Source organism: Pseudarthrobacter enclensis (assembly GCF_001457025.1).
Classification (GTDB): Bacteria; Actinomycetota; Actinomycetes; order Actinomycetales; family Micrococcaceae; genus Arthrobacter; species Arthrobacter enclensis.
The window spans coordinates 1-24,854 of record NZ_KQ758601.1 but is presented as its reverse complement, the minus strand read 5'-3'; the positions used below and the strand labels follow the sequence as shown (position 1 = coordinate 24,854).

Genomic DNA, 24,854 nt, shown 5'->3' with positions numbered 1-24,854 from the left:
TTCCCCCGCCGGCCCTGTTTAGGTGAGCTTCACCTGGCGGTTCATGTCCTTGTAGAGCAGGTAGCGGAATTCGCCCGGGCCTCCGGCGTAGCAGGCCTGCGGGCAGAAGGCACGCAGCCACATGAAGTCGCCGGCCTCCACCTCAACCCAGTCGTTGTTCAGCAGGTACATGGCCTTGCCTTCCAGGACGTACAGGCCGTGTTCCATGACGTGCGTCTCCGGGAACGGGATGACGCCGCCGGGCTGGAACGTCACGATGTTGACCTGCATGTCGTGGGCCAGGTCGCTGGAGTCCGTAAAGCGGGTGGTCTTCCAGACGTCGTTGGTGTCCGGCATGGACGTGGGCTCGATGTCCTTTTCGTTGGTAACGAAGGACTTGGCCTCGTACCCCTCAAGGCGCTCGTAGGCCTTGCGGATCCAGTGGTAGGAGACGATGTCGTCGGAGACGTTCTCCACGCCCCATTCCGAACCGGCTGCGAGGTAGGCGTAGCCGCCTTCCTCGAGGTGGTGCAGTTCGCCGTCCAGGGTGAGGTTCAGCTTGCCCTTGGTCACGAAGACCACGCCTTCGACGCCGGATTCAAACTCGGCCTTCGGCGCGCCGCCGCCCGGAGCGATCTCGACGATCAGCTGGGAGAACGTGGTGGCGAAGCCGGAGATGGGGCGGGCGATGATCCAGGAGCGGGTGTTGGTGAAGCCCGGCAGGTTGGACGTGACGATGTCCGTCAGCACGCCTTTGGGGATCACCGTGTAGGCCTCGGTGACGATGGCACGCTCGGTGGTCAGGTGGGTCTGGGGCGGCAGGCCGCCCTGCGGGTAGTAGTAGTTGCCCATGAGGGGTTTCCTTTGCTGAGGACTTAGGAGTTGGACGTGGTGGCGAGCCGCGGGTGCGCCAGTGCGGTGAGCTGCGGAAGTCCGACGCCGGCAAGCGCCTGGACCTCTTCGGTCCCCACTGCGCCGCACTGGACGCCGCGGAGGACGAACGCTGCCAGCGCCCGGGCGGTGGCGGGCTCGTCCATGACGCCGCCCTCGGTCCGCTCCACGTAGTTGCGCAGGCGGGCGGCGGCGGCCGGAAGGCCTTCGCGGTAGAACGCGTAGGTCGCGGCGAACCGGCTGGGCAGCTGGGCCGGGTGCAGGTCCCAGCCCTGGTAGTAGCCGCGTTCCAGAGAGCGGCGGACCAGCCGGCCATGCAGGGCCCACGCGTTTTCCACGTTGTCGCCCACCGGGATGATGTTGGTGGAGCCGTCGGAGAGGCGGATGCCGGTGCCTGCCACTGCCAGCTGCATGACTTCCTTGGCGAAGTCGGCCACGGGGTGCTCCATGGACTGGTACTCGGCAGAGATCTGCAGCGATGCCGAGTAGTCGTAGGTGCCGTAGTGCAGCCCGCTGATCCGGCCGGGCACGGCATGCGGCAGTTGCGCCACCGGCGACGTTCCGTCCGGGCCGAGGATCAGCTGCGGCGTCTCCACCTGCACCTCGAAGCGGAGCCGGCCGGCAGGCAGGCCGTGGACTTCCTCCAGCCGGGAGACTGCGTAATCCATGGCCTGCACCTGCGCCACGGTGGTGACCTTGGGCAGGGTCAGGACCAGGCCGTCGGGCAGTTCACCGGAGGCGGCGAGGCCGGAGACGAACAGGTCCAGGGTGCGCAGGCCGCGGGCGCGGGTGGCTGCCTCGAAGCATTTGAAGCGGATCCCGATGAACGGGGGAGCGGACCCGGCCGCGACGGACTGGGCCACCGCGGAGGCCGCAGCAACCGCGGCGGCGTCCTCGGCGTCGTCGCCCCTGTCCCCGAAGCCGTCCTCGAAGTCCAGGCGCAGGTCCTCGATGGGCTCGGTGCGCAGCTTGGTGTCCACGCGGCCGGCGACCGCTTCGGCGAGGCCGGCGTCCTGGCCCAGGAGCCGTCCCAGCTTTTCGAAGCCGCCGTGCGCTTCCGCCGTGGCCGCTGCCTGGGCACCCCAGTCAGCCGCGAACGACGGCGTGAAGCGGTCCGCGGGGACGTACACCGTATGCACGGGCTGGCGGGAGCCGTCGTCGCCAGGGTAGTTCCGGTCCAGCAGCCGGTCGGTGGCGGCCAGCTGCCCATCGATGTGGGCGAGGTCCCCTGCCGTCAGCGAGGTGGTGGGTGCGGTCATCTCAGTCCACCAGCTCGTAGGCGGGGGTGGTCAGGAAGTCCGTGTAGTCGTCGGACAGGCAGATGTCCGCGATCAGTTCGCCGGCCGGCTGGTAGTACCGGCGGAACGCTTCGTCGCCGAACTCGGTGCGGAGCCGTTCGGTCTCCTCACCGAGGATCTTTTCCACCAGTTCCCTGGTCACCGTGTTGCCGGTGTCCGCCAGGACGGACTTGTTGCGGATCTGCTGCCACACCTGGGAGCGGGAGATCTCCGCGGTGGCGGCGTCCTCCATCAGGTTGTGGATGGCTACGGCACCGTTCCCGGACAGCCACACGGCCGTGTAGGCGACCGCCACGTACAGGTTCAGGCGCAGGCCTGCCTCGGTGACCTGGCCCTGGGCGGAGGACACGTCCAGGAGCTGTTCCGCCGTGACGGAAACTTCGGGGCGCTGCTTGTCCACCTGGTTGGGCTTGTCGCCGAGTACCGAGTCGAAGACTTCGCGGCAGGTGGGCACCAGGTCCGGGTGGGCCACCCAGGAGCCGTCGAACCCGTCGTTGGCCTCGCGGGTCTTGTCCGCCCGGACCTTCTCGAAGGCGGCGGCCGTGACCTCGGGGTGGCGGCGGTTGGGGATGACCGCTGCCATGCCGCCCATGGCGAAGGCGCCGCGCTTGTGGCAGGTCTTGACCAGCAGTTCGGTGTAGGCGCGCATGAACGGGGCGGTCATCACCACGGAGGCGCGGTCCGGCAGGACGAATTCCTCGCCGGCGTCGCGGAAGTACTTGATGATGCTGAACAGGTAGTCCCAGCGGCCGGCGTTCAGGCCGGAGGCGTGGTCCCGCAGTTCGTACAGGATCTCGTCCATTTCGAACGCCGCCGGGATGGTCTCGATCAGCACGGTGGCGCGGATGGTGCCCTGGTTCAGGCCCAGGAAGTCCTGCGCGAACACGAAGACGTCGTTCCACAGCCGCGCCTCGAGGTGGCTCTCCATCTTGGGCAGGTAGTAGTACGGGCCCTGGCCGTTGAGCACCAGCTGCTTGGCGATGTGGAAGAAGTGCAGACCGAAGTCCACCAGGGCTCCGACTGCCGGTTCACCGTTGATGAGCAGGTGCTTCTCCTGCATGTGCCAGCCGCGGGGGCGGGCCACCACGACGGCGAGCGGCGCGTCGGTGCGCAGCCGGTACTCCTTGCCTTCGTCCGAGGTGTAACTGAGCGTGCCCTGGGCGGCGTCACGCAGGTTCAGGATGGCGTCGATGACGTTGGACCAGGTGGGTGTGCTGGCGTCCTCAAGGTCCGCCAGCCACACCTTGGCGCCGGAATTCAGGGCGTTGATGGCCATCTTCGCCGGCGAGGCAGGCCCGGTCATCTCGACCCGGCGGTCCTGCAGGGCCGCAGGTGATGGCGCAACCGTCCAGTCGCCGTCGCGCACGTCCCGGGTCTCCGGCAGGAAGTCCAGCTTGCCGGTTTCGGCCACCCGCTGCCGCTTGGCGGCGCGGGCCGCCAGCAGCTCGTTGCGGGTGCCGGCGAACCGGGTGTGCAGTTCCTCCACGAAGGCCAGCGCCTTGGGGGTGAGGATCTCCTCCGCGCGGTCTATCGGCCGGGGATCTGTGACAGTGATGGCCATTTCTGGTCCTTTCCTAAAGCTGGAAGTCGGGCGGTCAGACGGAAGCCAGTGCGGGTTCCGGGTCCTTGGCAGGATCGGCCGCCGTGGCAACGTTGGAGGCGTGGGCGGCTGCCGCCACGGCCGCCGCGACGTCGGCGGTCACGTGCGGGTCGAAAATGCTCGGGATGATGTAGCTCGCATTGAGCTCATTATCATTCACGCGCTTGGCAATTGCTTCGGCAGCGGCCACCAGCATTTCCGGGGTGATGTCGCTGGCGCCCACATCCAGGAGTCCGCGGAACAGGCCGGGGAAGGCCAGGACGTTGTTGATCTGGTTGGGGAAGTCGCTGCGGCCGGTGGCCACGACGGCGGCGTGCCGGGACGCGATGGCCGGATCCACCTCGGGGGTGGGGTTGGCCATGGCGAACACGATGGCGTCCTTGGCCATGGAGGCGACGTGCTCTTCGCCGAGGATGTTCGGGGCGGAGACACCGATGAAGACGTCCGCGCCCACCAGGGCGTCGTGCAGGCTGCCGGAGAAGCCTTCCTGGTTCGTGTTCTCGGCGATCCAGGTGCGGTGGGGATCGTTGTAGGACTCACCGTTGTGGATGGCGCCCGAACGGCCGGCGGCCACGATGTGCCGTGCGCCCTGTGCCTTGAGCAGCTGGATGATGGCGGAACCGGCAGCGCCGACGCCGGAGACCACGATCTTCACGTCCGCGATGTCCTTGCCCACCACGCGCAGGGCGTTGACCAGGGCGGCGAGGGTGACGATGGCGGTGCCGTGCTGGTCGTCGTGGAAGACGGGAATGTCCAGTTCCTCGCGCAGGCGGGCTTCGATCTCGAAGCAGCGGGGCGCGGCGATGTCCTCCAGGTTCACGCCGCCGAAGACGGGTGCCAGGAGCTTGACGGTGCGGATGATCTCCTCGGTGTCCTGCGTGTCCAGGCAGACGGGCCATGCGTCAACGTTGGCGAACTGCTTGAAGAGGGCGGCCTTGCCTTCCATGACCGGGAGGGCGGCGGCGGGGCCGATGTTGCCCAGGCCCAGCACGGCGGATCCGTCGGTGACGACGGCGACGGTGTTGCGCTTGACGGTCAGGTTGCGGGCGGCGGCGGGATCTTCGGCGATGGCCAGGCAGACCCGGGCGACGCCGGGGGTGTAGGCCCGGGACAGGTCGTCGCGGTTGCGCAGCGGAACCTTGGGGACCACCTCGAGCTTGCCGCCGAGGTGCATCAGGAAGGTGCGGTCCGAGACGTGCTGGACAGTGACGCCCTCGAGTGCGTTGAGGGCGTCCTTGACGCGGCCGGCGTGGGCGTCGTCGGTGGTGTTGCAGGTGACGTCCACCACGAGGGTCTCGTGGTGGGACTCGGTGACGTCCAGTGCCGTGATGGCGGCGCCTGCCGCTCCCACTGCTGCAGCGAGTTCGCTGGTGGCGCTGAAGCTGGACGGTGCTTCCACGCGCAGGGTGATCGAATTGCCGGGGCTGGGGTTCGCCATTGAATGTCCTCCTGTGGGGCCGTGAAACGGGCCGGGTCCGGTACGCGTTCTTTTACGAATGTTTTCGTATTATGGATATTATTATCTGCAAGATGGAAATACAACCCCTCCGATTGCGACTGCTGCCGGCGCGTGACGTGTCATCGCCGCAGGTGCCGGTGTGCTGTATGTTGGGTGTTCTAAGCAACTCTTTTCACGATGCGGATAAGAGTTGTCGGATTCCGAGCCACAGGAGACAACGGAATGGCAGAAAAAGCCTCGGGCGGCGTGCAGTCGGTAGAGCGCGTCTTCGAGCTGCTGGAGCTCATCACTGATGCCGGTGGTGACGTCACGCTCAGCGAGCTGTCCTCGTCCACCGACCTGCCGCTGCCCACGATCCACCGCCTCCTGCGGACCCTGGTGGCGCTCGGCTACATCAGGCAGCTGCCCAACCGGCGCTACGCCCTGGGCCCGCGGCTGATCCGGCTGGGCGAAGGCGCCAACAAGCAGCTCGGTGCCGTGGCCCGCCCCCAGCTCAAGGCCCTGGTGGACCAGCTGGGCGAGACGTCCAACATGGCCGTACTGGACTCGGACATGGTGATCTACGTGGCCCAGGTCCCCTCGCTGCACTCAATGCGCATGTTCACGGAGGTGGGCCGCCGCGCCCACACCCACGCCACCGGCGTCGGCAAGGCCATCCTGGCCCAGCTCGACGACGATACCGTCCGCGGCATTGTGGCCCGCGCGGGCATGCCCACCCCCACCGTCAAGAGCATCGGCGACATCGACGATCTCCTGGCGGACCTCAAGCTGATCCGCGAACGCGGCTACGCCATCGACGAAGAAGAGCAGGAGATCGGCGTGCGCTGCTTCTCCATGGCCGTGCCCAATGCCCCCACGCCCACGGCGATCTCCGTGTCCGGCCCGGTGTCCCGTGTGGACGAACACTTCGCGGACAAGGCCGTGCCGGTCCTCCGCGAAGCGGCCGAAGCCATCTCGCGGGAGCTGAACCGCACCTGATACTGCAGAACTGCCGACGGCGGCGGCCCGCACCTTCGCTGGAAGGTGCGGGCCGCCGTCGTTTGCTATGTCCGGATCAATGCTCCGAAGCCTTTTCGGCCGATTCGATCCGGACTTCCTTGCCGTCGCAGTCGATAAGCTTGCCGTTCTCGAACCGGTCACCGTCCATCAGGCACTTGATGTCCTGCTCCTGGACCACCCGTTCGGTGCCGGCGACGAACACGGACTGGTTGTCCGAGTTGCCGGCCTTGAGGTGGTTGAACAGCAGGTTCAGCAGGATGGCCATCACGGCTGCGGAGCTGATGCCTGAGTGGAAGATGGTCCCGAACCAGGACGGGAAGTGGTCGTAGAAGGCGGGGGCGGCGATCGGGATCATGCCGAAGCCGATGGAGGCGGCCACGACGATCAGGTTCATGTTGTTCCTGTACTCCACCTTGGAGAGGGTCCGGATGCCGCTGGCGGCCACGGTTCCGAAGAGCACGACGCCGGCGCCGCCGAGGACGGGGGTGGGCACCGCTGCGACCACCCGGCCCAGGACGGGCAGCAGGCCGAGGATCACCAGGATCAGGCCGCCGGCACTGACCACGAAGCGGCTCTTGACGCCGGTGATGGCCACCAGGCCGACGTTCTGGGCGAAGGCGCTCTGGGTGAAGGAGTTGAACAGCGGGGAGATGGCGCTCGAGAGCATGTCCGCACGCAGGCCGTTGCCGATCCGCTTGGAATCCACCTTGGTGCCGACGATCTCGCCCACGGCGATGATGTCCGCCGAGGTTTCCGTCAGGGTGACCAGGATGACGATCAGCATGGAGATAATGGCCGCGATCTCGAACGTGGGCGGGCCGAAAGCGAACGGCGTGGGGAAGGCGACGATCTCGCCCTGGCCCACCTTGGAAAAGTCGGCCATGCCGAACGCGAAGGCGATGCCGGTGCCCAGCACCATGGCCAGCAGGATCGAGAGCCGCGAGATGGCGGCGCTGCCCACCTTGCTCAGGAGCAGGACGATGGCCATGGTGGCGGCTGCGAGGCCGATGTTGGCCATGCTGCCGTAGTTGTCCGCCTTGTTGTTGCCGCCCATGGCCCAGTTGGCGGCCACCGGCATCAGGGTCAGGCCGATGGTGGTGATCACGGTGCCGGTGACCACCGGCGGGAAGAACCGGATGATCTTGGAAAACAGCGGGGTGATCAGCAGGCCGATGAGAGAGGCTGCGATGACCGAGCCGAAAACGGCCTGGATGCCGCCGCCGCCGTGGACGATCGCCACCATGGTGGAGACTCCGGCGAAGGACACGCCCTGCACCAGCGGAAGCTGCGACCCGAAGAAGGGGATGCCGACGGTCTGCAGGATGGTGGCGAGGCCGCCGACGAAGAGGCAGGCGGCGATCAGCAGGCCGATGTCCTGCGAGGACATGCCGGCCGCGGCGCCGATGATCAGGGGTGGGGCGATGATGCCGCCGTACATGGTGAGGACGTGCTGGAAGCCGTAGGCGAACGTGCTTCCCAGCGACAGGCGCTGGTCCTCGGGGCGGCCGGCCTGCGTGCCGGCTCCGGCTGCCGCGGCGGCCGGTTTCTTCTTGGTGTTCATGGCAGACTTTCTGGGTTCATGGCAGACGTCATCGTCTGGCTAACTGGTGTCTGGCTAACAGGTGTGGTTGAAGATGCGGGGCCGGTGGGCGGGCCCGCGAGAGCCGCGGACCCAACCACCGGTTCAGGGGTCAGCAGAAGCCGGCGATGCCGGACCAGGCTGCGGGCGCCGCGGTGGCGTCGTCGCGCTGGACGGTGGCCTCGATCAGGCCGTAGGGGCGGTCGGCGGCGAAGAAGACCTCGTTGGGGTTGTCCAGCCCGAACGGGGACAGGTCCACCAGGAAGTGGTGCTTGTTGGGCATGGAGAACTTGATCTCGTCGATCTCGCTGTGCGCCTCCAGGACCTTGGTGCCCATGTCGAACAGGGTCTGCTGCAGGGCGTGCGAGTACTTTTCGGTGAAGCCTTCCAGCAGGAGGCCCTTGACGTCGTCGTAGCTCTTGTTGAAGTCCAGGGCGCTGAAATCGGTGCCGGGCTTGAAGCGCCAGCGGGCCGAAACGTCCGTGGCGAGGATCCGGTCAGTGGTTTCCGGAAGGGTGGTGTAGCGGTCGCGGGGGTAGCCCACGAAGCCCGACTGGGTGGACTTCAGGACGGTCAGGTCCTTCAGTCCCGAGATGAGGTGGGTGTCGGCGCCGTCCCGGACCAGGACGGCGGTGCGCACTTCCTGGCCGTTGCGGACGAACGAGTGGTCGTGCTCGCTGCCGTGGGCCTGGATGCGGTTCCAGGCGTAGGACTCGGCTTCCCAGCGGCCGCCGGTGACCCAGTCGAAGCTGGAGGTGAAGTGCTCGCCCAGGCGCAGGAGGAATGCCTCGGGTGAACCGATGCCGTCGCGGGCGAAGGCGTAGATGGTGTTCTTCTGGGTGTCCGTGGCCACCACGTGGGCGTTGTCGCCCTCAAGGTGGGCCGCGGTGAAGTCGCCGCGCAGCTGCGAGGTGACGTTCAGGTCTTCGATCTCGTGGCGGTTGGTGTCCCTGGTGATCTTGACGACGCGGACTTCGGCCTTGCCGTACTGGTTTTCGCCGAGAATGATCTTGCTGCTCATGGTCTTTTCCCAATCTCCGGTAAGTGGAACCAAGGTTCCATCACTGAAATTAAGTGCGCGTTTCCAGCGCATTTCCGGTGGAGCCGACCCAACAAAAAAGAGCCGGCATCCATTGATGCCAGCTCATTACGACCCTGCCTGCTGCTCCCAGGTTACGTGACCTGCGCCACGAGTTGCCTAACAGCGTACCTCTCCCGGGCGGTGGTGTACATCACAGAATCAAAATTCCGTTTGTGACCGTCCGGCTGGCCCGCCGGCAGCGCGGGGCGTTGACGGGGAGCTGAACTCCTTCTAGGCTTTTCACATAGCAATAAATAGTTTCCGCTATACGAAACCCAAGTGTTGAGTCGCGCGGAACCCCGACAGACCGTGAAAGAGGAGGATCAGATGTACCAGCAGGACATGACGCCCGTCGCACCGCAGCCGGCTGCCGCGCCTTCAGCCCAGGAGTTCTACCTCCCCCTCGGCGGTGGCACGGACCCTGACTTCTATGTTCCGGAAGACCGCAGTGCCGCCCCCGGCCGCCTGTCGCGCTGGATCCATGCCCTCCCGGGTTTCAGCCGCCGCTGAACGCGGAGCGTTGAGGGGGTCCGGCGCTCACTGGCTTTCCGGCCGCCCGGGCCACTGTTTGCCGGCCCACGGGTCGTAATCGGCCAGCAGTTCCTCCTGGGTGGGACGTTCCGCTTCGGGGACGTGCTGCAGGTTCACCCGCACCCGGTACCAGAGCGAACTGGACCCGCGCATCCCGTCCACCAGGACATCGGCCGGGGCCAGGGAGGGCACGACGGCGGAGTGCCAGCTTTTCCATTCCTCCAGCGCCGCGAGTGCCTCCGGCTTGGTTTTGGTGCGGGCCACCTCGATCAGCGGCATGGTGGACTGCCGCCGGCCGGATCCGTTTCCGGCCCGTGGCGCCTTCTCAGCCGGACCCAGCTCCTTGGCCAGGGCCAGCAGCCCGTCCAGCGAACCCGGCGCACCATCAATGCCCTGATGCGGGTCTCCAATCTCCGCAAACCGCTCCAGCATGGTGGGGACAGTAAATGCCTCCGGCCTGGCCGTGCGGACTTCCTCCCAGGCCAGCGGCGCAGACACCCTGGCGTCGGGCAGGGCGCGCACTGAATAGGCCGACGCCACGGTGCGGTCCTTGGCGTTCTGGTTGAAGTCCACGAACACGCTTTCGCCGCGTTCCTCCTTCCACCATCGGGCGGTGGCCAGGCCCGGGGCCCGGTTTTCCACCTCGCGCGCCAGCGTCTCGGCCGCAAGGCGGACGTCTTTATAGGACCACTGCGGGGCAATCCGCACCAGGACGTGCAGTCCGCGCGACCCGCTGGTCTTCGGCCACCCGACGAGCCCGACGTCGTCGAGCACTTCCTGCGCCACATAGGCGACGTCCACGATCTGCGACCAGTCCACGCCCGGCATGGGGTCCAGGTCCACCCGCAGTTCGTCCGGGTGCTCGAGGTCCTCGGCCCGCACCGGATGCGGATTCAGGTCCAGGCAGCCGAGATTGACCACCCAGGCCAGGCCCGCCGCATTGCGGATGACGGCTTCCTCCGCCGACGTCCCCGAGGCGTAGTGCAGCGTGGTGGTGTCGATGAAGTCCGGATGGTTCTCCGGCACGCGCTTCTGGAAGAACGGCTCGGCGTCGATGCCTTTCGGGAAGCGCTTGAGCACCATGGGCCGGCCGCCGGCGCCCCGCAGGGCCCCGTCCGCCACGGCCAGGTAGTAGCGCACCAGGTCCAGCTTGGTCAGCCCGGGGTCCGGGAAAACCACTCTGTCCGGGCTCGAGATCCGGATCTCGAAGCCATCGATGTCCAGGACCTCGGCCGGGGTCTTTGACGGAGTCATGCGGCCACGCTAGCAGTGGGTGTGCTGCCTGTCAGCCGTTGACCAGCCTCTTTGCAGCGGCGGAATGGTCCGCAATAAGACCGGCGATGTCCAGTCCCGGGATCTGGCCGTCCACCACGCGCCACCGGCCGCCCACCATCACCCGGTCGGCCCGGTCCGCGGCACAGAGCAGCAGCGCAGCCACGGGATCGTGGCTGCCGGAGAAGCGCAGGTCGTCCAGCGTGAACAGGGCCAGGTCCGCCTGCGTCCCCGGAGCGAGCTGCCCCAGCCCCGCGCGCCCCAGGACCGCCGCCGAGCCGCGGGTGGCCCAGGCCAGTGCCCGTTCCACCGGGACGTCCGCGCCGTACCGCAGCCGCTGCAGGTACAGGGCCTGCCGTGCCTCGAGGATCATGTTGGAGGTATCGTTCGACGCCGAGCCGTCCACTCCCAGCCCGACGGGGACTCCCGCGTCCTCCAGTTCCAGGACGCGCGCCGTGCCCGAGGCCAGCCGCATATTGGAGGTGGGGCAGTGCGCGACGGCGGTGCCCGCCTTTCCGAGGCGGGTGATCTCGTCATTGCTGAAGTGGATGCCGTGTCCCAGCCAGGTGCGGTCCGTCAACCAGCCCACGCTGTCCAGGTAGTCAACGGTCCGCAGTCCGAACCTCTCCCGGCAGAAGTCCTCCTCGTCCAGGGTTTCGGCCAAGTGGGTGTGGAGCCTGACGTCCAGCCGTTCGGCCAGTGCCGCACTTTCGGCCATGATCTCCTTGGTCACCGAGAACGGGGAACAGGGCGCCAGGGCTATTTGGATCACCGCATCGTCACCGCGCTCGTGGTATTGGCGCACCAGGCGCTCGCTGTCCTGCAGCACCACCTCCGGATCCTGCACCGTGGACTGTGGCGGCAGGCCGCCGTCGTCTGTTCCCAGGGTCATGGAGCCGCGGGTGAGCGTGGCGCGCATGCCCAGCCTGCGCACCGCGTCCACCTCGATGTCGATGGCGTCCTCGAGCCCGGCCGGGAAAAGGTAGTGGTGGTCGGCAGCGGTGGTGCAGCCGGACAGCAGCAGCTCGGCCAGGGCAACCGTGGTGGCCAGCTCAAGATCCTTGGGGGTGAGCCTCGCCCACATGGGATAGAGGTTCTGCAGCCAGGGGAAGAGCGGGGCGTTGGCCACCGGACCCCACGCCCGGGTGAGGGTCTGGTAGAAGTGGTGGTGCGTATTGACCAGGCCGGGCAGCAGCACGTGCCGGCCGGCGTCGAAAACTTCAGCGCAGGGCGTGGCAGGCTGCTGTCCGGCGGCCAGGACCTCGGTAATCACGCCGTTGCTGACTACCAGGCCGCCTGAGGCGTCCAAGCCATTGGCCGTGAAGGCTGCCCGGGGATTCCTGATCCAGAGCCGGGGCGCGGCGGGGGTGGCGGAAGCGGGGGAGGGGAGGATCATGGGGTGTCCTTTGGTGAGCGGGCTGTCAGATATTCCAGCTCAGTGAGGCCCTGTCTGCTGATCCAGGTGCCCGCGGCCAGGCTGCTCGAGGCAGGCAGTACGGGTGGACCCAGCGTAGGGAACGGCATCCGACGCCGTCAACGCCTGCGTTTGTGACCGGGAGACTGTGAAGTGCTTGAAACAAGGATTTCACATCGCGAAATTAAATTTCCAGAAAGCTATGGCGTGGACCACAATCCGGTGCTAATCTCGATTCTGCCAAAGGCGGGCACCCGAACCCGGGAAGCTATCTACCAGGCGCAACTACACCTTCACAGCACATGCTGAAGCCTGGTAACCGTTCGCACCTGGTTCCACTGATCCTCCGCGCGGCAGCAGGCTTCCCGGCACTAAGGAAGTCGCATCATGAGTACCACCGTCACGGCCGAGCAATACCTGGCCCGATCCATCCGGCTGGCAACGGCCAACGTCCTGAACAGCGGCGGCCCCTTCGGCGCCATGATCGTCACCGCGGACGGCAAGACGTTCGACGGCGTCAACCGCGTTACCGCGGACAACGATCCCACGGCCCACGCCGAAGTCACCGCCATCCGCACCGCCTGCCGCGAACTGGGCACCTTCGACCTTAGCGGCGCCGTCCTCTACACCAGCTGCGAGCCCTGCCCCATGTGCCTGGCCTCCGCGTTGTGGGCACGCGTCAGCCGCGTTGTCTTTGCCGCCGACCGGCATGACGCCGCCTCCGTGGGCTTTGACGACGCCGTGTTCTACGAATACTTCGACAACCAGGACAGGGACGCCCTGATGCCGGTCTCCAAGCTGGAGCTGGGCGATCCCCAGGCACCGGAACCGCTGGAGCCGTTCAACACCTGGAACACGCTGGACACCAGGATCGACTACTAAGGCCCGGTGGCTGAGATGACAATCCTGGACAACTCCTCTGAAAAGCAGGCTGCACTGTTCCCGAACGGGAACACCAGTGCAGAGCCCGCAGGGGCACGCGACACGCAGACGGCAGCCGGGCGGGCACGGCAAGGAAGCACCTCGCCGGCGCCGAACAATATCCTTGACCGGTTCTTCCACATCAGCCGGCGGGGCTCCACCATCGCCCGGGAATTCCGCGGCGGCCTGGTCACCTTCTTCACCATGGCGTACATCGTCATCCTGAACCCCCTCATCCTGGGCGGGTTCAGCGCCGACAACGCCCCCACCGACGTCGCCGGAGGCTGGCTCTCCGCCGCCCAGGTGGGTGCCGTCACCGGCCTGACCGCCGGCGTCATGACCATCCTCTTCGGCCTGATCGCCAACCTGCCGTTCGGCCTGGCCGCCGGGTTGGGCATCAATTCCTTCCTGGCAGTCTCGGTGATCCAGGAGGTCACCTGGGCCGAGGCCATGGGCCTGGTGGTCATCAACGGCATCCTGATCGTGCTGTTCGGCGTCACCGGCGCCCGGACCGCCATCTTCCGGGCCGTCCCCAAGGAACTGAAAGCCGCCATCACCGTCGGCATCGGCCTGTTCATCGCCTTCATCGGCTTCGTGGACTCCGGCTTCGTCCGGCCCACCGCGGGCGGCCCGCCTGTACAACTGGGCGACGGCGGCTCCATCACCTCGGTGCCCACGCTCGTCTTCGTCGTGGGACTCCTGGCCATGGGCATCCTGGTGGCGCGCAAGGTCCAGGGCGGGCTCCTCATCGGCATCGTCGGCACCACCGTGCTGGCCGCCGTCGTCGAAGCCGTCATGAAGATCGGCCCCGCCAGCGCCACCAACCCCGGCGGCTGGCACCTGAACACCCCCGTCCTCTCCGGCCAGCTGGTATCGGCGCCGGACCTGGGCCTGGTGGGCCAGTTCGACCTCTTCGGCTCATTCGCCCGGATCGGCGGACTCGCGGCCACCATGCTGGTGTTCACCCTCGTCTTCACGAACTTCTTCGACGCCATGGGTACCATGACCGGCCTGGCCAAGAGCGCCGGCGTCGCGCATAAGGACGGCACGTTCCCGCGGCTCAAGTCGGCCTTCATCGTCGAAGGCTTCGGCGCCGTGGCCGGCGGGGCAACCTCCGGCTCGTCCAACACCGTCTACATCGACTCCGCGGCCGGCATCGGCGAAGGCGCCCGCACCGGACTGGCCTCCGTGGTCACCGGCGTGCTGTTCCTGGGTTCGATGTTCCTCACGCCGCTCACCAGCGTGGTGCCGCTCGAGGTGGCCGCTGCGGCCCTGGTGGTGGTGGGCGCCATGATGATGGCGCAGGTCCGCGAGATCAAGTTCACCAAGTTCACCGTGGCCCTGCCGGCATTCCTCACCATCGTCACCATGCCGCTGAGCTACTCGATCGCCAACGGCATCGGCGTGGGCTTCGTGTCCTGGGCCATCATCGGGGCAGCCTCCGGCAAGGCGAGGAAGATTCATCCGCTCATGTGGGTGGTCAGCGCCGGGTTCCTGGTGTACTTCGCCCGCGGACCCATCAACGCCCTGCTCGGCGGCTGACACCGTCAGCCCCGGTCCGGCGGGACATCCGCATCCCGCACCGACGATGCGGATGTCCCCGCCGGAATGCTTTCCCAACCACCGGATAGGAACGACAATGGACACCACCGCGCGGCAGGAGGAACACCGCAATGCTTGATCTGATCCCTTCGCTGGGCGCCTGGTTGCCTGCGCTCGCCGGCCGGCCGTTCGCCGTCGCCACCATCGTGGCCGCCGCCGGTTCAGTGCCCCGGCCCGTGGGCACGTCCATGATCGTCACGGCGACAGGCCAGGTGCTGGGCAGCCTGTCCGGTGGCTGCGTGGAGGGCGCCGTGGTGGCGCTCGCGCAGGACGCCATGGACGACGCCGGCACCCGCCGGGAGACGTTCGGCTTCAGTTCCGCCGACGCCTTCGCCGCCGGACTCACCTGCGGCGGCACGCTCACCGTCCACATCGAACCTGTTCCCGCCGATGACGCCGCTCCGCTGCGACGGGCACTGCACCTGCTCGCGGACTGCGCCCCGGACCAGCCGGTGGCGCTGGTCCGTCGGCTGGATGACCGGGGGAGTGCCGCCGTCGTGCTGGCCGATCCCGCCACCGCCGGCGCCCGGTCGCTGGGCATTGACGGCGTGGACGGCGAAGGGCTCCGCCGGGTCGCGTCCCTGGTCCGTTCCGGCGGCGCGGGCGTCATCGGCGTCGGCCTGCCGGGCGGCTGTCCGGCGGACCAGGATGCCGCCCATACTGCGGACGGCGCCGCCGCAGGCGCTGTCCTGGTGGAATCCCGGCTCGCCCCGCCGCGGATGCTTGTGTTCGGCGCCAACGACTTCGGCGCCGCCCTGGTGCCCGCCGCGAAACTGCTCGGCTACCACGTCACCCTGGTGGACGCCCGGCCGGCCTTCGCCAACCAGCCGCGCTTTGGCGCCGCGGACGCTGTCGTCACTGACTGGCCGCACCGCTACCTGGCAGCCGAAGCCGCCGCGGGCAGGCTGGACAGCCGCACCGTCGCCGCCGTCCTGACCCACGACCCCAAGTTCGACCTTCCGCTGCTGGAAGCGGCGCTCGCCGTGGACCTCGCCTACGTGGGAGCTATGGGCTCGCGGCGGAGCCACCTGCAGCGCGTGGACGGGCTCCTGGCCGCCGGGGTCCGGCCGGAACGCATCGCCGCCCTGCACTCGCCCATCGGCCTGGACCTGGGTGCCGTCACCCCCGCCGAGGTTGCCGTCTCCATCACGGCCGAGCTTATCGCGGCCCGCACCCGCACCGCCACCGGAACACCGCTCCGGGACCGCCCGGGCCCCATCCACGACCACCCGGCGCCGGACCACGGCGTGCCCCGCTACGGCACGTCCCCGGCACCCGCACCCTCTGACGCACAGGAGATCGCATGGACATGAACACCATCGAGGCCGTGGTCCCCACCACGGACCCCGGCCAATGGCAGGACGGCGACGCCTGGCTGGCCGGCGGAACGGTCCTGTTCTCCTACGGCAGCTACGCCTTCGGCCCGCAGCCTTTGCGGCGCCTGCTCGACCTCGGCAACGCCGGCTGGGCGCCCGTCACCGTCACTGACGACGGCATCGATCTGGCCGCCACCTGCACCATCGCCGAGTTGTATGCCCTGCCCGATTCGCCGGAGGTGTCCGGCCGTGCCTGGCCCGCGCTGGACCTGGTCCGCGCATGCTGCGATTCCTTCGTTGCCTCCTTCAAGGTCTGGAACATGTCCACGGTGGGCGGCAACCTCTGCACCTCGCTCCCGGCCGGGCCGGTCATCTCCCTCTGCGCCGGGCTGGACGGGGTGGCCACCATCCTCGGCCCCGGCGCCACCAGCAAAACGGTGCCGGTGGCGGACTTCGTCACCGGCGACGCGAAGAACTGCCTGGCACCCGGCGAGCTGCTCCGCAGCGTCCACCTGCCGGCGTCGGCCCTTGCCTCGCGGGTGGCCTTCCGCCGGCTGTCGCTGAGCAACCTCGGCCGCTCCGGAGTACTGCTCATTGGCCGGCTCGACGGCGGCACCGCCCTGGTCCTGACCGTCACCGCCGCCACCAAACGGCCCGTGCAGCTCCGGTTCGACGCCCTGCCTGACGCGGACACCCTGGCCGCGGCCCTCACCGGGGCCATCCCCGCCGACCTCTACCACGACGACATCCACGGCCTGCCGGCCTGGCGCCGGGACATGACCTACCGGCTGGCCGAAGAAATCCGAGCCGAACTCGCAGCGCCCGATGGTGCCCCCGGCATCCCGGTGTCCGGCGACTTCTGGCCGCCCCGGAGCGGCTCCGCTCCCGGTTCCACAGCACTTCCGAAAGGGGCCTGAGCATGGCCATCGACATTAACGGCACACCTGCCGGCGCCGAACCGCGCCCCGGCCAGTGCCTGCGGACGTTTGTGCGGGAGCAGGGCACCACCGGCGTCAAGAAAGGCTGCGACGGCGGCGACTGCGGAGCCTGCACGGTCCACGTGGACGGCACCCCCGTGCACAGCTGCATCTACCCCGCGGTGCGGGCCGAAGGCCACTCCGTCACCACCATCGAAGGGCTGGCCGCTGCCGCCGGGGCGCCGGAAGGGGAGCTCCATCCCGTCCAGCAGCAGTTCATGGAACGGCAGGGCTTCCAGTGCGGCTTCTGCACCGCGGGCATGGTGATGACCGCGGCAACCTTCGACGACGAACAAAAGGAGAACCTGCCCCGGAACCTCAAAGGCAACCTCTGCCGCTGCACCGGGTACCGGGCCATCGCCGACGCCGTCTGCGGACACCCCGGACACCCCGACCCCGAGGGGCCCGGCTCCGGCATCGCCGGGGCCGGCCAGCCCGAACCCGAGCCCGGGCGGCTCGGCGACGACGTCCCCGCCCCCGCCAGCCGGGCGGTGGTCACCGGAACGGCCCGCTACACCCTTGACCTGCCGGCGGACCAGCAGCAGGAGCTCCTGCACTTGAAGATCCTGCGCTCCCCGCATGCCCACGCCCGGGTCCTGTCCATCAACACCGATGCCGCCCTCGTCGTTCCCGGGGTGGTGGCTGTCCTGACCCACCGGGACGCGCCGCGGCAGCTGTTCTCGACGGCCCAGCACGAGCTGTTCACCGACGACCCCGACGACACCCGGGTGCTCGACGACGTGGTGCGGTTCATCGGGCAGCGCGTGGCCGCCGTCGTGGGCGAATCCGTGGCCGCGGCCGAGGCCGGCGTCCGGGCGCTCACGGTGGAGTACGAGGAACTGCCGGCTGTCTTCACCCCGCAGGATGCCCTGCTGCCGGGGGCTCCGCTGGTCCACGGGGACAAGGACGGCACCGCCTCCCGCATTGCCCGGCCGGACGGAAACGTGGTGGCCGAACTGCATTCCGAGCTGGGAAGCGTGGCCGACGGTTTCGCCGCCGCCGATGTCATCCATGAGCAGACCTACCAGACCCAGCGGGTGCAGCACGTGGCGCTGGAAACCCATGCCGCCATCGCCTCCGTCGACCCCGACGGGCGGCTGCAGGTCCGGACCTCCAGCCAGGTCCCGTTCCTGGTGCGGCGCACCCTGTGCCGGGTCTTCGGCCTGGAGGAGGACACGGTCCATGTGGTGGCCGGGCGCGTCGGCGGCGGGTTCGGCGGCAAGCAGGAGGTGCTCACCGAGGACCTCGTGGCGCTCGCGGCGCTGAAACTGCGGCGGCCGGTCCAGCTGGAACTGACGCGGACGGAACAGTTCACAGCCACCACCACCCGGCACCCGTTTACCATCAGGCTCAAGGCGGGTGCGTCCAAGGAGGGGGCGCTCACCGCCCTGGAACTGGACGTCCTCACCAACACGGGGGCCTACGGCAACCACGGCCCCGGCGTGATGTTCCACGGCTGCGGGGAATCCCTGGCGGTCTACAAGTGCGCCAACAAGAAAGTGGATGCGCACGCCATGTACACCAACACCGTGCCGGCCGGCGCGTTCCGCGGCTACGGGCTCAGCCAGATGATCTTCGCCATCGAGTCCGCCATGGACGAGCTCGCCGCCGGAATTGGGATGGACCCGCTGGAGTTCCGGCGGAAGAACATGGTCCGCGAGGGCGACGACATGCTGTCCACCCAGCCGGAACCTGAGGAGGACGTCCACTACGGCAGTTATGGGCTGGACCAGTGCCTGGATCTTGTCCGCGATGCCCTGGACCGCGGCGAGGCCCGGTACCGGGAGGCGGGCCTCGACGACCTGGGGCCGGACTGGCTGGTGGGTGAAGGCTCTGCGCTGTCCATGATCGACACCGTCCCTCCGCGCGGCCACTTCGCCCACACCCGCGTCAGGCTCCTGCCGGACGGGACGTACCAGGCCGACGTCGGAACGGCCGAGTTCGGCAACGGCACCACCACCGTCCACGCCCAGCTCGCCGCCACGGCACTGTCCACCACCGCGTCAGCGGTGGCAGTCCGGCAGTCGGACACTGACCTGATTGAACACGACACCGGCGCCTTTGGCTCCGCCGGAACGGTGGTGGCCGGCAAGGCCACGCTCGCCGCGGCCGAGGAGCTCGCCGTCAGGATCAGGGCCTTCGCTGCCGGCACCCGGCAGACCCAGGCAGCAGCCTGCGTCCTGGACGCCGGCTCCGTGGTGGTGGACGGAACGCCCGTGGCACTTGCCGACCTTGCCCGCGCAGCTGCGGATGCCGGCGTCGAACTCGCTGCTGAAGGCCGCTGGGGCGGTACCCCGCGCTCGGTCGCGTTCAACGTGCACGGCTTCCGGGTGGCGGTGAACCGCTGCACGGGCGAGTTGAAGATCCTCCAGAGCGTTCAGGCAGCCGACGCCGGCGTGGTGGTCAACCCGCGCCAGTGCCGCGGCCAGATCGAGGGCGGCATCGCGCAGGCCATCGGTGCCGCGCTGTACGAGGAAGTGGTGGTGGATCGCGGCGGAAAGGTCACCACGGACATCCTCCGGCAGTACCACATTCCGACGTTCGCCGACGTGCCCCGCAGCGAGGTGTACTTCGCGGACACCAACGACACCGTCGGGCCGCTGGGTGCCAAGTCCATGAGTGAAAGCCCGTTCAATCCCGTGGCGCCGGCGCTGGCCAACGCCATCCGGGATGCCACCGGGGTGCGGTTTGCGTCCCTGCCCATTGCCCGGGACCGGATCTACCTGGGACTTAAGGAGGCAGGCCTGGTCCCCACGCTGGAGCCCTCGGCGCGGTGAGCCTCCAGCCGTAAAATTCCGGCCCCGGAAGCAGCGCCCCCTATAGTCGGGGGATGGAACAACGGATTTTAGGCAGGACCGGACGTAACGTCTCCATCGTGGGGCTGGGCACCTGGCAGCTCGGCGCGGACTGGGGCAACGTGGACCCGGACCAGGCCCAGGCCATCCTCGCCGCCTCGGTGGAAGCCGGCGTGACCTTCTTCGACACCGCGGACGTCTACGGTGACGGCAAGAGCGAGCAGGCCATCGGTAAGTTCCTCGCTGACAACCGGGGCCTGGACATCACCGTGGCCACCAAGATGGGCCGCCGGATGGACCAGGTCCCGGAAAACTACACCCTGGCAAACTTCCGCCAGTGGGTGGACCGGTCGCGGAAGAACCTGGGAACCGACACCTTGGACCTGGTCCAGCTGCACTGCCCGCCCACCCCCGTGTACAGCAACAACGAGGTCTATGACGCCCTGGACACCCTGGTCTCCGAGGGCGCCATCAGGAACTACGGCGTCAGCGTGGAGCGCACCGACGAGGCTTTGGAAGCCATCCGGCGCCCCGGTACGGCATCGGTCCAGATCATCCTCAACGCCTTCCGCCTCAAGCCGCTGGACGAGGTGCTGCCGGCCGCCAAGGCAGCCGGTGTGGGCATCATCGCCCGTGTTCCCCTGGCGTCCGGGCTGCTCTCCGGCAAGTACTCCAAGGAAACCACCTTTGCCGACAACGACCACCGGAACTACAACCGAAAGGGCGAGGCGTTCGACGTCGGCGAAACCTTCTCCGGGGTGGACTACGAGCTGGGGCTGAAGGCTGTGGCCGAATTCGAACAGCTGGTTCCCGCCGGCACCACCACGGCCCAGGCGGCGATCGCCTGGATCGCAGCGCAGGACGGCGTCACCACCGTGATCCCGGGGGCCCGCAACGTGGACCAGGCCACCGCGAACGCCGGTGCCTCCTCCGTGGAGGTCAGCAGCGAGTTCGATGAAGGCGTCCGCTGGATCTACGACCACTACTTCCGCGAGGCCGTCCACCCGCGCTGGTAGCGGAACCCTGGACGGTTCCGTGCGGGATGCCCGGAGTGTTGACGCCTTCATCGAAGGCCTCGCCGCCGTGCCCGCGGGACCTGCCGTCACCAATTTCTACGACCACACCGTCCCGGAAAATGCGCTCCGCCGCGACAACCTCCGCTGGTACCTGACCCAGATGCTGGAACGATCGCCAACCGTGCTGCTGGTGGGCGAGGCGCCAGGCTACCGCGGCATGCGCATCACCGGCGTACCGTTCACCAACAAGGGCATGTTCGAGGGACCGGCCAACCACTTCGGACTCTTCGGCGCAGGCCATGGCTACGTCCTTCCACCTGAGGCGGCCGGAGTGGCGGCGGAACCCACGGCAACGGTGATGTGGCAGGTCCTGGCTGAGCTGGACATCCTGCCGGTGCTGTGGAGTGCCTTTCCCTGGCATCCCCACCAGCCAGGCCAGCCGATGTCCAACCGCACACCCCGGCCCTCCGAGGCGGTCCTGGGCACCCCGTTCTGGCAGGCCCTGGCCGAGCTGTTTGGTGTCCAATCCGTCGTGGCGGTAGGCAACGTGGCCCACCAGAGCATGCTCCGCAGCGGTGTGGACGCCCGGAAAATCCGGCACCCGGCCCACGGTGGCCGGGCCGGCTTCAAACGCGGGCTGGAGCAATTGCTGGAGGACGGGTTGCGGGCCTGAGCTGTTGCCCCTGGCCGTGCCCGTTTGATTGTCGGACCCCTTTGCCATAGTGGGGTTATGGGGACAGCGGCGGTGGTGAGGGCGTTTGAGGAGATCCGGGCTGCCCTTGCCGTGCTGGACGCGGAGGTGGATGGCGCCGGTTGCGAGCCGTTCTCTGCGGCTGATCCGTTGGCTGCTCTGGCGGGCGGGTGTTTGGACGTCCTGGCTGGTGCCCGGGCGGTTGAGGCGAGGGTTGCGGGGTTGAAGGCGAAGGCCGCGGTGGCGTATTCGGAGAGTGCCGCGGTGGTGGCGGGGCCGGGGGTGATGGCGCAGGTGCAGGAGATGTCGGCCGCGGCGGAGATCGGCTGTGTCCTGGCGTTGGGGCCTCGGGCAGCGTCATCGTTCCTGGCCACCGCGCACGCCCTAGTTTCGACGTTGCCCCGGACGTTGGCGGGGCTGCAGGCCGGGGCGCTGTCCTGGCAGCACGCCCTGGTGATGGCCGACGAGGTAGCCGGCCTGGACGCTGCGGGCACGGCCGCGCTGGAAGCCCATTTCCTGCCCGGGATGCTGGACCCGGAGGCCGCGGACGCGGCGCGGGGATGCCGGGTGGGGGAGTTGCCGGCGCATCGGTTCCGGGTCAAGGCCCGGACCTGGCGGGAACGCCACCATGCCGGGAGCATCGAGGCACGGCACGCCAAGGGGGTGGCGGAGCGGCGGGTGGAGTACCGCCCGGACCGGGACGGGATGGCCTGGCTCACCGCATACCTGCCGGCCGACCGGGCCTCGGCGGTCTGGGACCGCCTCACCTCCGAAGCCCGCGCCCTCCAGGCCCCGCACGAGCGGCGCACCCTCGCCCAGCTCCGTGCCGACACCTACACCACGGCCCTGCTCGCCACCTATGCCGCACCCGGCCCCACCCACACCCGCCCTGACCGCACCAGCCTTGACCGCACCAGCCCTGAGAGCGGCGGCACCCGTGCCATCACCGGTACCGGTACGGGCGGGGCGGGCGCGCCGGTCCGGGCGCAGGTCCTGGTGACCGTCCCGGTGTTCTCACTCATGGGCCTGACCGACGAGCCGGCGGTCCTGGACGGGTACGGTCCCATCCCGCCGTCGATGGCGCGGAACCTGGTCGCCGAAGGTGCAGACTCGTTCTACCGGGTGCTGGTGGATCCCCGGGACGGGGCGCCGCTGGAAATCGGCCGGACCAGCTACCGGCTCACCAAGGCCATGCGGGCCTGGCTGCGGCTGCGCGACGGCAAATGCCCGTTCCCCGGCTGCAGCAACCACTCCCTGGACAACGACGCCGACCACCTCCTCGCCTGGGCCAACGGCGGCACCACCGGGATCAGCAACCTCGGCCAGCCCTGCCCGAAACACCACAGGCTCCGCCACACCACAGCCTGGAAACCCACCCCCGCCACCAAAACCACACCACCGGGCTGGACCTCACCCACCGGCCGCCACTACCAAAGCGAACACCAGGACTGGGAACCACCCCACCGGCCACCGCCACGCCGCTCGCACGCCCCTTGGTCGTCACCGGCAGCGACCGGCGCCATCGACATCACCCGCCACCGCGGATCCCCCTGGGAAGACGCCCTCAGTCAATACCTCCACACCCGCACCTGACCAGCCCGGGCCCAGCGGTGACGCGGGACGGGCCTGGCGGAGACGGGGACGGGCCTAGCGGAGCAGGTGGAGCTGGTCCGGGGTGTCAATGTCCTCGCCGGTGGACTGGTCGCTGCAGTCGACCTCATCCACCGCGTCCGGGTGGGCGCGGAGGAAACCCCTCGCCCCGGCATCACCGGCCACTGTTGCAGCAACCGCTGCCCTCAGGTCTGCGTCGATGAGCAGCGGGTGGCCGCGGCGCAGCCAGGCTTGCCCTTCGCCGGCGGGGTCACCCTGAGCGCGGTACGCAGCGGCGGTGATGCGGCCGGAATGGTGGACGGCCAGCAGCCGACGCACGGTTTCCGGAGTCAGCCCGGGCTGGTCCGTCAACGCAACCATCACGTGGTCCGCCGGATCAGCTGCCGCCAGGCCCAGCAGGAATGAACTTCCCATCCCCGACTGCCAGTCGGGGTTGACCGCAGTCCGGAAACGTCCCAGTTCTGCTGCTGCGGCAACATCTGCAGCCCCGGAACCGAGGACCACCACCACCTCCCGGCAACCTCCGTCGAGCAGGCTCCCGGCCACAGCCTCCACCAGCGGACGCCCGCGGAAGGGGAGCAGGGCTTTGGGACCCCGGCCCAGGCGCGTCCCCGAGCCGGCGGCCAGGACAATCCCGGTGGTCTGCCGCTCCTGCATTCGTCCCTCCATACCTGCACCCTAGCCAGACGACGGCGGCCGGGACAGCTTCCTCCCGGAAACTGCCCCGGCCGCCGACCTGTCCGTCAGGTGCCCGTTCCTGCGGTGATCACCCGTCGGGATCCACCCGTCAGGCGTCCACCCATGAGGCATCCCGTCGTGCGGTGATTATCGGGTCAGGCGTCACCGCCGGCTCCACCCGTCGTGCCCGCGTTGACGTCCAGGAGCTTGTAGCGGTCCATGGCGTACTGCGGTGCGCCCTCCTCGACTTCGCCCCGCGCCGCCAGCATCTGCAGCGCCTTCACCACGATGGAGTGGGTGTCGTTCTTGAAGTAGCGGCGGGCTGCTGCGCGGGTGTCGGAGAAGCCGAAGCCGTCGGCGCCGAGGGTGGCGTATTCGTTGGGGATGAATTGCCGGATCTGGTCGGGGACGGCCTTCATGTAGTCGCTGACGGCGACGACGGGGCCGGTGGCGCCTTCGAGCTGTTGGGTGACGAACGGGACGCGTGCGGGCTGGTCGGGGTTGAGGAAGGCTTCTTCCTCGGCGGCCAGGCCGTCGCGGCGCAGTTCGTTCCAGGAGGTGACGGACCAGACGTCGGCGGAGACGGACCAGTCCTCGGCCAGGATGCGCTGGGCTTCGAGGGCCCAGGGCACGGACACGCCGGAGGCCAGGATCTGCGCCTTGGGTCCTGCAGCTTCCGACGCCGACACCCGGTAAATGCCTCCCACCACTCCCTGCACGTCCAGTTCCTCGGGTTCGGCCGGCTGCACGATGGGCTCGTTGTAGACGGTGAGGTAGTACATGAGGTTCCGGTCTGCGTTGTGTCCTTCGGACCCTGGGCCGTACATGCGTTCGAGGCCGTCGCGGATGATGTGGCCCATTTCGTAGCCGTAGGCGGGGTCGTAGGTGACCACTGCCGGGTTGGTGGAGGCCAGGAGGGGGGAGTGGCCGTCGGCGTGCTGGAGGCCTTCGCCGGTGAGGGTGGTCCGTCCTGCGGTGGCGCCGATGATGAAGCCGCGGGTCATCTGGTCCGCTGCGGCCCAGAAGGCGTCGCCGGTGCGCTGGAAGCCGAACATGGAGTAGAACACGTAGACCGGGACCAGGGGCACGCCGTGGGTGGCGTAGGCGGTTCCGGCGGCGGTGAACGCTGCCACGGCGCCGGCTT

General features: G+C 68.5%; 20 protein-coding genes. 10 read left to right on the top strand and 10 right to left on the bottom strand.

Annotated features, from left to right (window positions below):
* Window positions 1-18 precede the first annotated feature (18 nt).
* From AS031_RS08160 to AS031_RS08145, 4 genes are read right to left on the bottom strand one after another with little or no spacing between them, the layout of a single operon-like run.
* On the bottom strand, window positions 19-831 hold the full coding sequence (locus AS031_RS08160; protein WP_058267658.1) for a bifunctional allantoicase/(S)-ureidoglycine aminohydrolase: 813 nt from the start codon (window positions 829-831) through the stop codon (window positions 19-21).
* Between the two features lie 23 nt (window positions 832-854).
* Entirely contained in the window at window positions 855-2,129 is a 1,275-nt protein-coding gene (locus AS031_RS08155; protein WP_058267657.1) for a DUF6986 family protein, read from the bottom strand.
* Window position 2,130: 1 nt separating this feature from the next.
* Entirely contained in the window at window positions 2,131-3,729 is a 1,599-nt protein-coding gene (gene aceB / locus AS031_RS08150) for a malate synthase A (RefSeq protein ID WP_058267656.1), read from the bottom strand.
* A 34-nt stretch (window positions 3,730-3,763) separates the two neighbouring features.
* Entirely contained in the window at window positions 3,764-5,206 is a 1,443-nt protein-coding gene (locus AS031_RS08145) for an NAD-dependent malic enzyme (RefSeq protein ID WP_058267655.1), read from the bottom strand.
* A 243-nt stretch (window positions 5,207-5,449) separates the two neighbouring features.
* On the opposite strand from AS031_RS08145, the gene AS031_RS08140 reads away from it, so the two are divergent.
* Window positions 5,450-6,205 (top strand): IclR family transcriptional regulator, encoded by a 756-nt coding sequence (locus AS031_RS08140; protein ID WP_058267654.1) that lies wholly within the window; start codon window positions 5,450-5,452, stop codon window positions 6,203-6,205.
* 76 nt (window positions 6,206-6,281) lie between these two features.
* On the opposite strand, the gene AS031_RS08135 is transcribed toward AS031_RS08140, so the two are convergent.
* Complete coding sequence (locus AS031_RS08135) at window positions 6,282-7,787, bottom strand: nucleobase:cation symporter-2 family protein (RefSeq protein ID WP_058267653.1); 1,506 nt, start codon at window positions 7,785-7,787, stop codon at window positions 6,282-6,284.
* A 130-nt stretch (window positions 7,788-7,917) separates the two neighbouring features.
* Complete coding sequence (pucL, locus tag AS031_RS08130; RefSeq protein WP_058267652.1) at window positions 7,918-8,826, bottom strand: factor-independent urate hydroxylase; 909 nt, start codon at window positions 8,824-8,826, stop codon at window positions 7,918-7,920.
* Window positions 8,827-9,213: 387 nt separating this feature from the next.
* Here pucL and AS031_RS08125 point away from each other — a divergent pair, with 387 nt between their 5' ends.
* Complete coding sequence (locus tag AS031_RS08125) at window positions 9,214-9,396, top strand: hypothetical protein (protein ID WP_058267651.1); 183 nt, start codon at window positions 9,214-9,216, stop codon at window positions 9,394-9,396.
* Window positions 9,397-9,423: 27 nt separating this feature from the next.
* Here AS031_RS08125 and ligD read toward each other — a convergent pair whose 3' ends face one another.
* Together ligD and AS031_RS08115 are read right to left on the bottom strand one after the other, a co-directional pair.
* A complete protein-coding gene (ligD, locus tag AS031_RS08120; RefSeq protein WP_058267650.1) occupies window positions 9,424-10,671 on the bottom strand; it encodes a non-homologous end-joining DNA ligase in 1,248 nt (415 codons plus the stop codon).
* A 31-nt stretch (window positions 10,672-10,702) separates the two neighbouring features.
* The gene (locus AS031_RS08115) at window positions 10,703-12,085 is read right to left on the bottom strand and encodes an 8-oxoguanine deaminase (RefSeq protein WP_058267649.1); all 1,383 of its coding nucleotides are present in this window, start codon (window positions 12,083-12,085) and stop codon (window positions 10,703-10,705) included.
* A 405-nt stretch (window positions 12,086-12,490) separates the two neighbouring features.
* Here AS031_RS08115 and AS031_RS08110 point away from each other — a divergent pair, with 405 nt between their 5' ends.
* The 8 genes from AS031_RS08110 to AS031_RS08075 all read left to right on the top strand — a co-directional run bounded on the left by AS031_RS08110 (window position 12,491) and on the right by AS031_RS08075 (window position 23,014).
* The gene (locus tag AS031_RS08110; RefSeq protein WP_058267648.1) at window positions 12,491-12,985 is read left to right on the top strand and encodes a nucleoside deaminase; all 495 of its coding nucleotides are present in this window, start codon (window positions 12,491-12,493) and stop codon (window positions 12,983-12,985) included.
* A gap of 15 nt (window positions 12,986-13,000) precedes the next feature.
* The gene (locus AS031_RS08105; protein ID WP_176716533.1) at window positions 13,001-14,566 is read left to right on the top strand and encodes an NCS2 family permease; all 1,566 of its coding nucleotides are present in this window, start codon (window positions 13,001-13,003) and stop codon (window positions 14,564-14,566) included.
* Window positions 14,567-14,697: 131 nt separating this feature from the next.
* On the top strand, window positions 14,698-15,939 hold the full coding sequence (locus AS031_RS08100) for an XdhC family protein (protein WP_058267646.1): 1,242 nt from the start codon (window positions 14,698-14,700) through the stop codon (window positions 15,937-15,939).
* Entirely contained in the window at window positions 15,930-16,859 is a 930-nt protein-coding gene (locus AS031_RS08095; RefSeq protein WP_058267645.1) for an FAD binding domain-containing protein, read from the top strand. Before AS031_RS08100 ends, AS031_RS08095 begins: the two co-directional genes overlap by 10 nt.
* Window positions 16,860-16,861: 2 nt before the next feature.
* A complete protein-coding gene (locus tag AS031_RS08090; protein WP_058267644.1) occupies window positions 16,862-19,696 on the top strand; it encodes a molybdopterin-dependent oxidoreductase in 2,835 nt (944 codons plus the stop codon).
* 53 nt (window positions 19,697-19,749) lie between these two features.
* Window positions 19,750-20,730 (top strand): aldo/keto reductase, encoded by a 981-nt coding sequence (locus AS031_RS08085; RefSeq protein WP_058267643.1) that lies wholly within the window; start codon window positions 19,750-19,752, stop codon window positions 20,728-20,730.
* 19 nt (window positions 20,731-20,749) lie between these two features.
* Complete coding sequence (locus AS031_RS08080) at window positions 20,750-21,403, top strand: uracil-DNA glycosylase (protein WP_058267642.1); 654 nt, start codon at window positions 20,750-20,752, stop codon at window positions 21,401-21,403.
* A 57-nt stretch (window positions 21,404-21,460) separates the two neighbouring features.
* Complete coding sequence (locus tag AS031_RS08075) at window positions 21,461-23,014, top strand: HNH endonuclease signature motif containing protein (protein ID WP_058267641.1); 1,554 nt, start codon at window positions 21,461-21,463, stop codon at window positions 23,012-23,014.
* 54 nt (window positions 23,015-23,068) lie between these two features.
* Here AS031_RS08075 and nboR read toward each other — a convergent pair whose 3' ends face one another.
* Together nboR and AS031_RS08065 are read right to left on the bottom strand one after the other, a co-directional pair.
* A complete protein-coding gene (nboR, locus tag AS031_RS08070; RefSeq protein WP_058267640.1) occupies window positions 23,069-23,689 on the bottom strand; it encodes a nicotine blue oxidoreductase in 621 nt (206 codons plus the stop codon).
* A 176-nt stretch (window positions 23,690-23,865) separates the two neighbouring features.
* On the bottom strand, window positions 23,866-24,854 hold a 989-nt coding region (locus tag AS031_RS08065), incomplete at its 5' end, for a transketolase-like TK C-terminal-containing protein (RefSeq protein ID WP_407681148.1).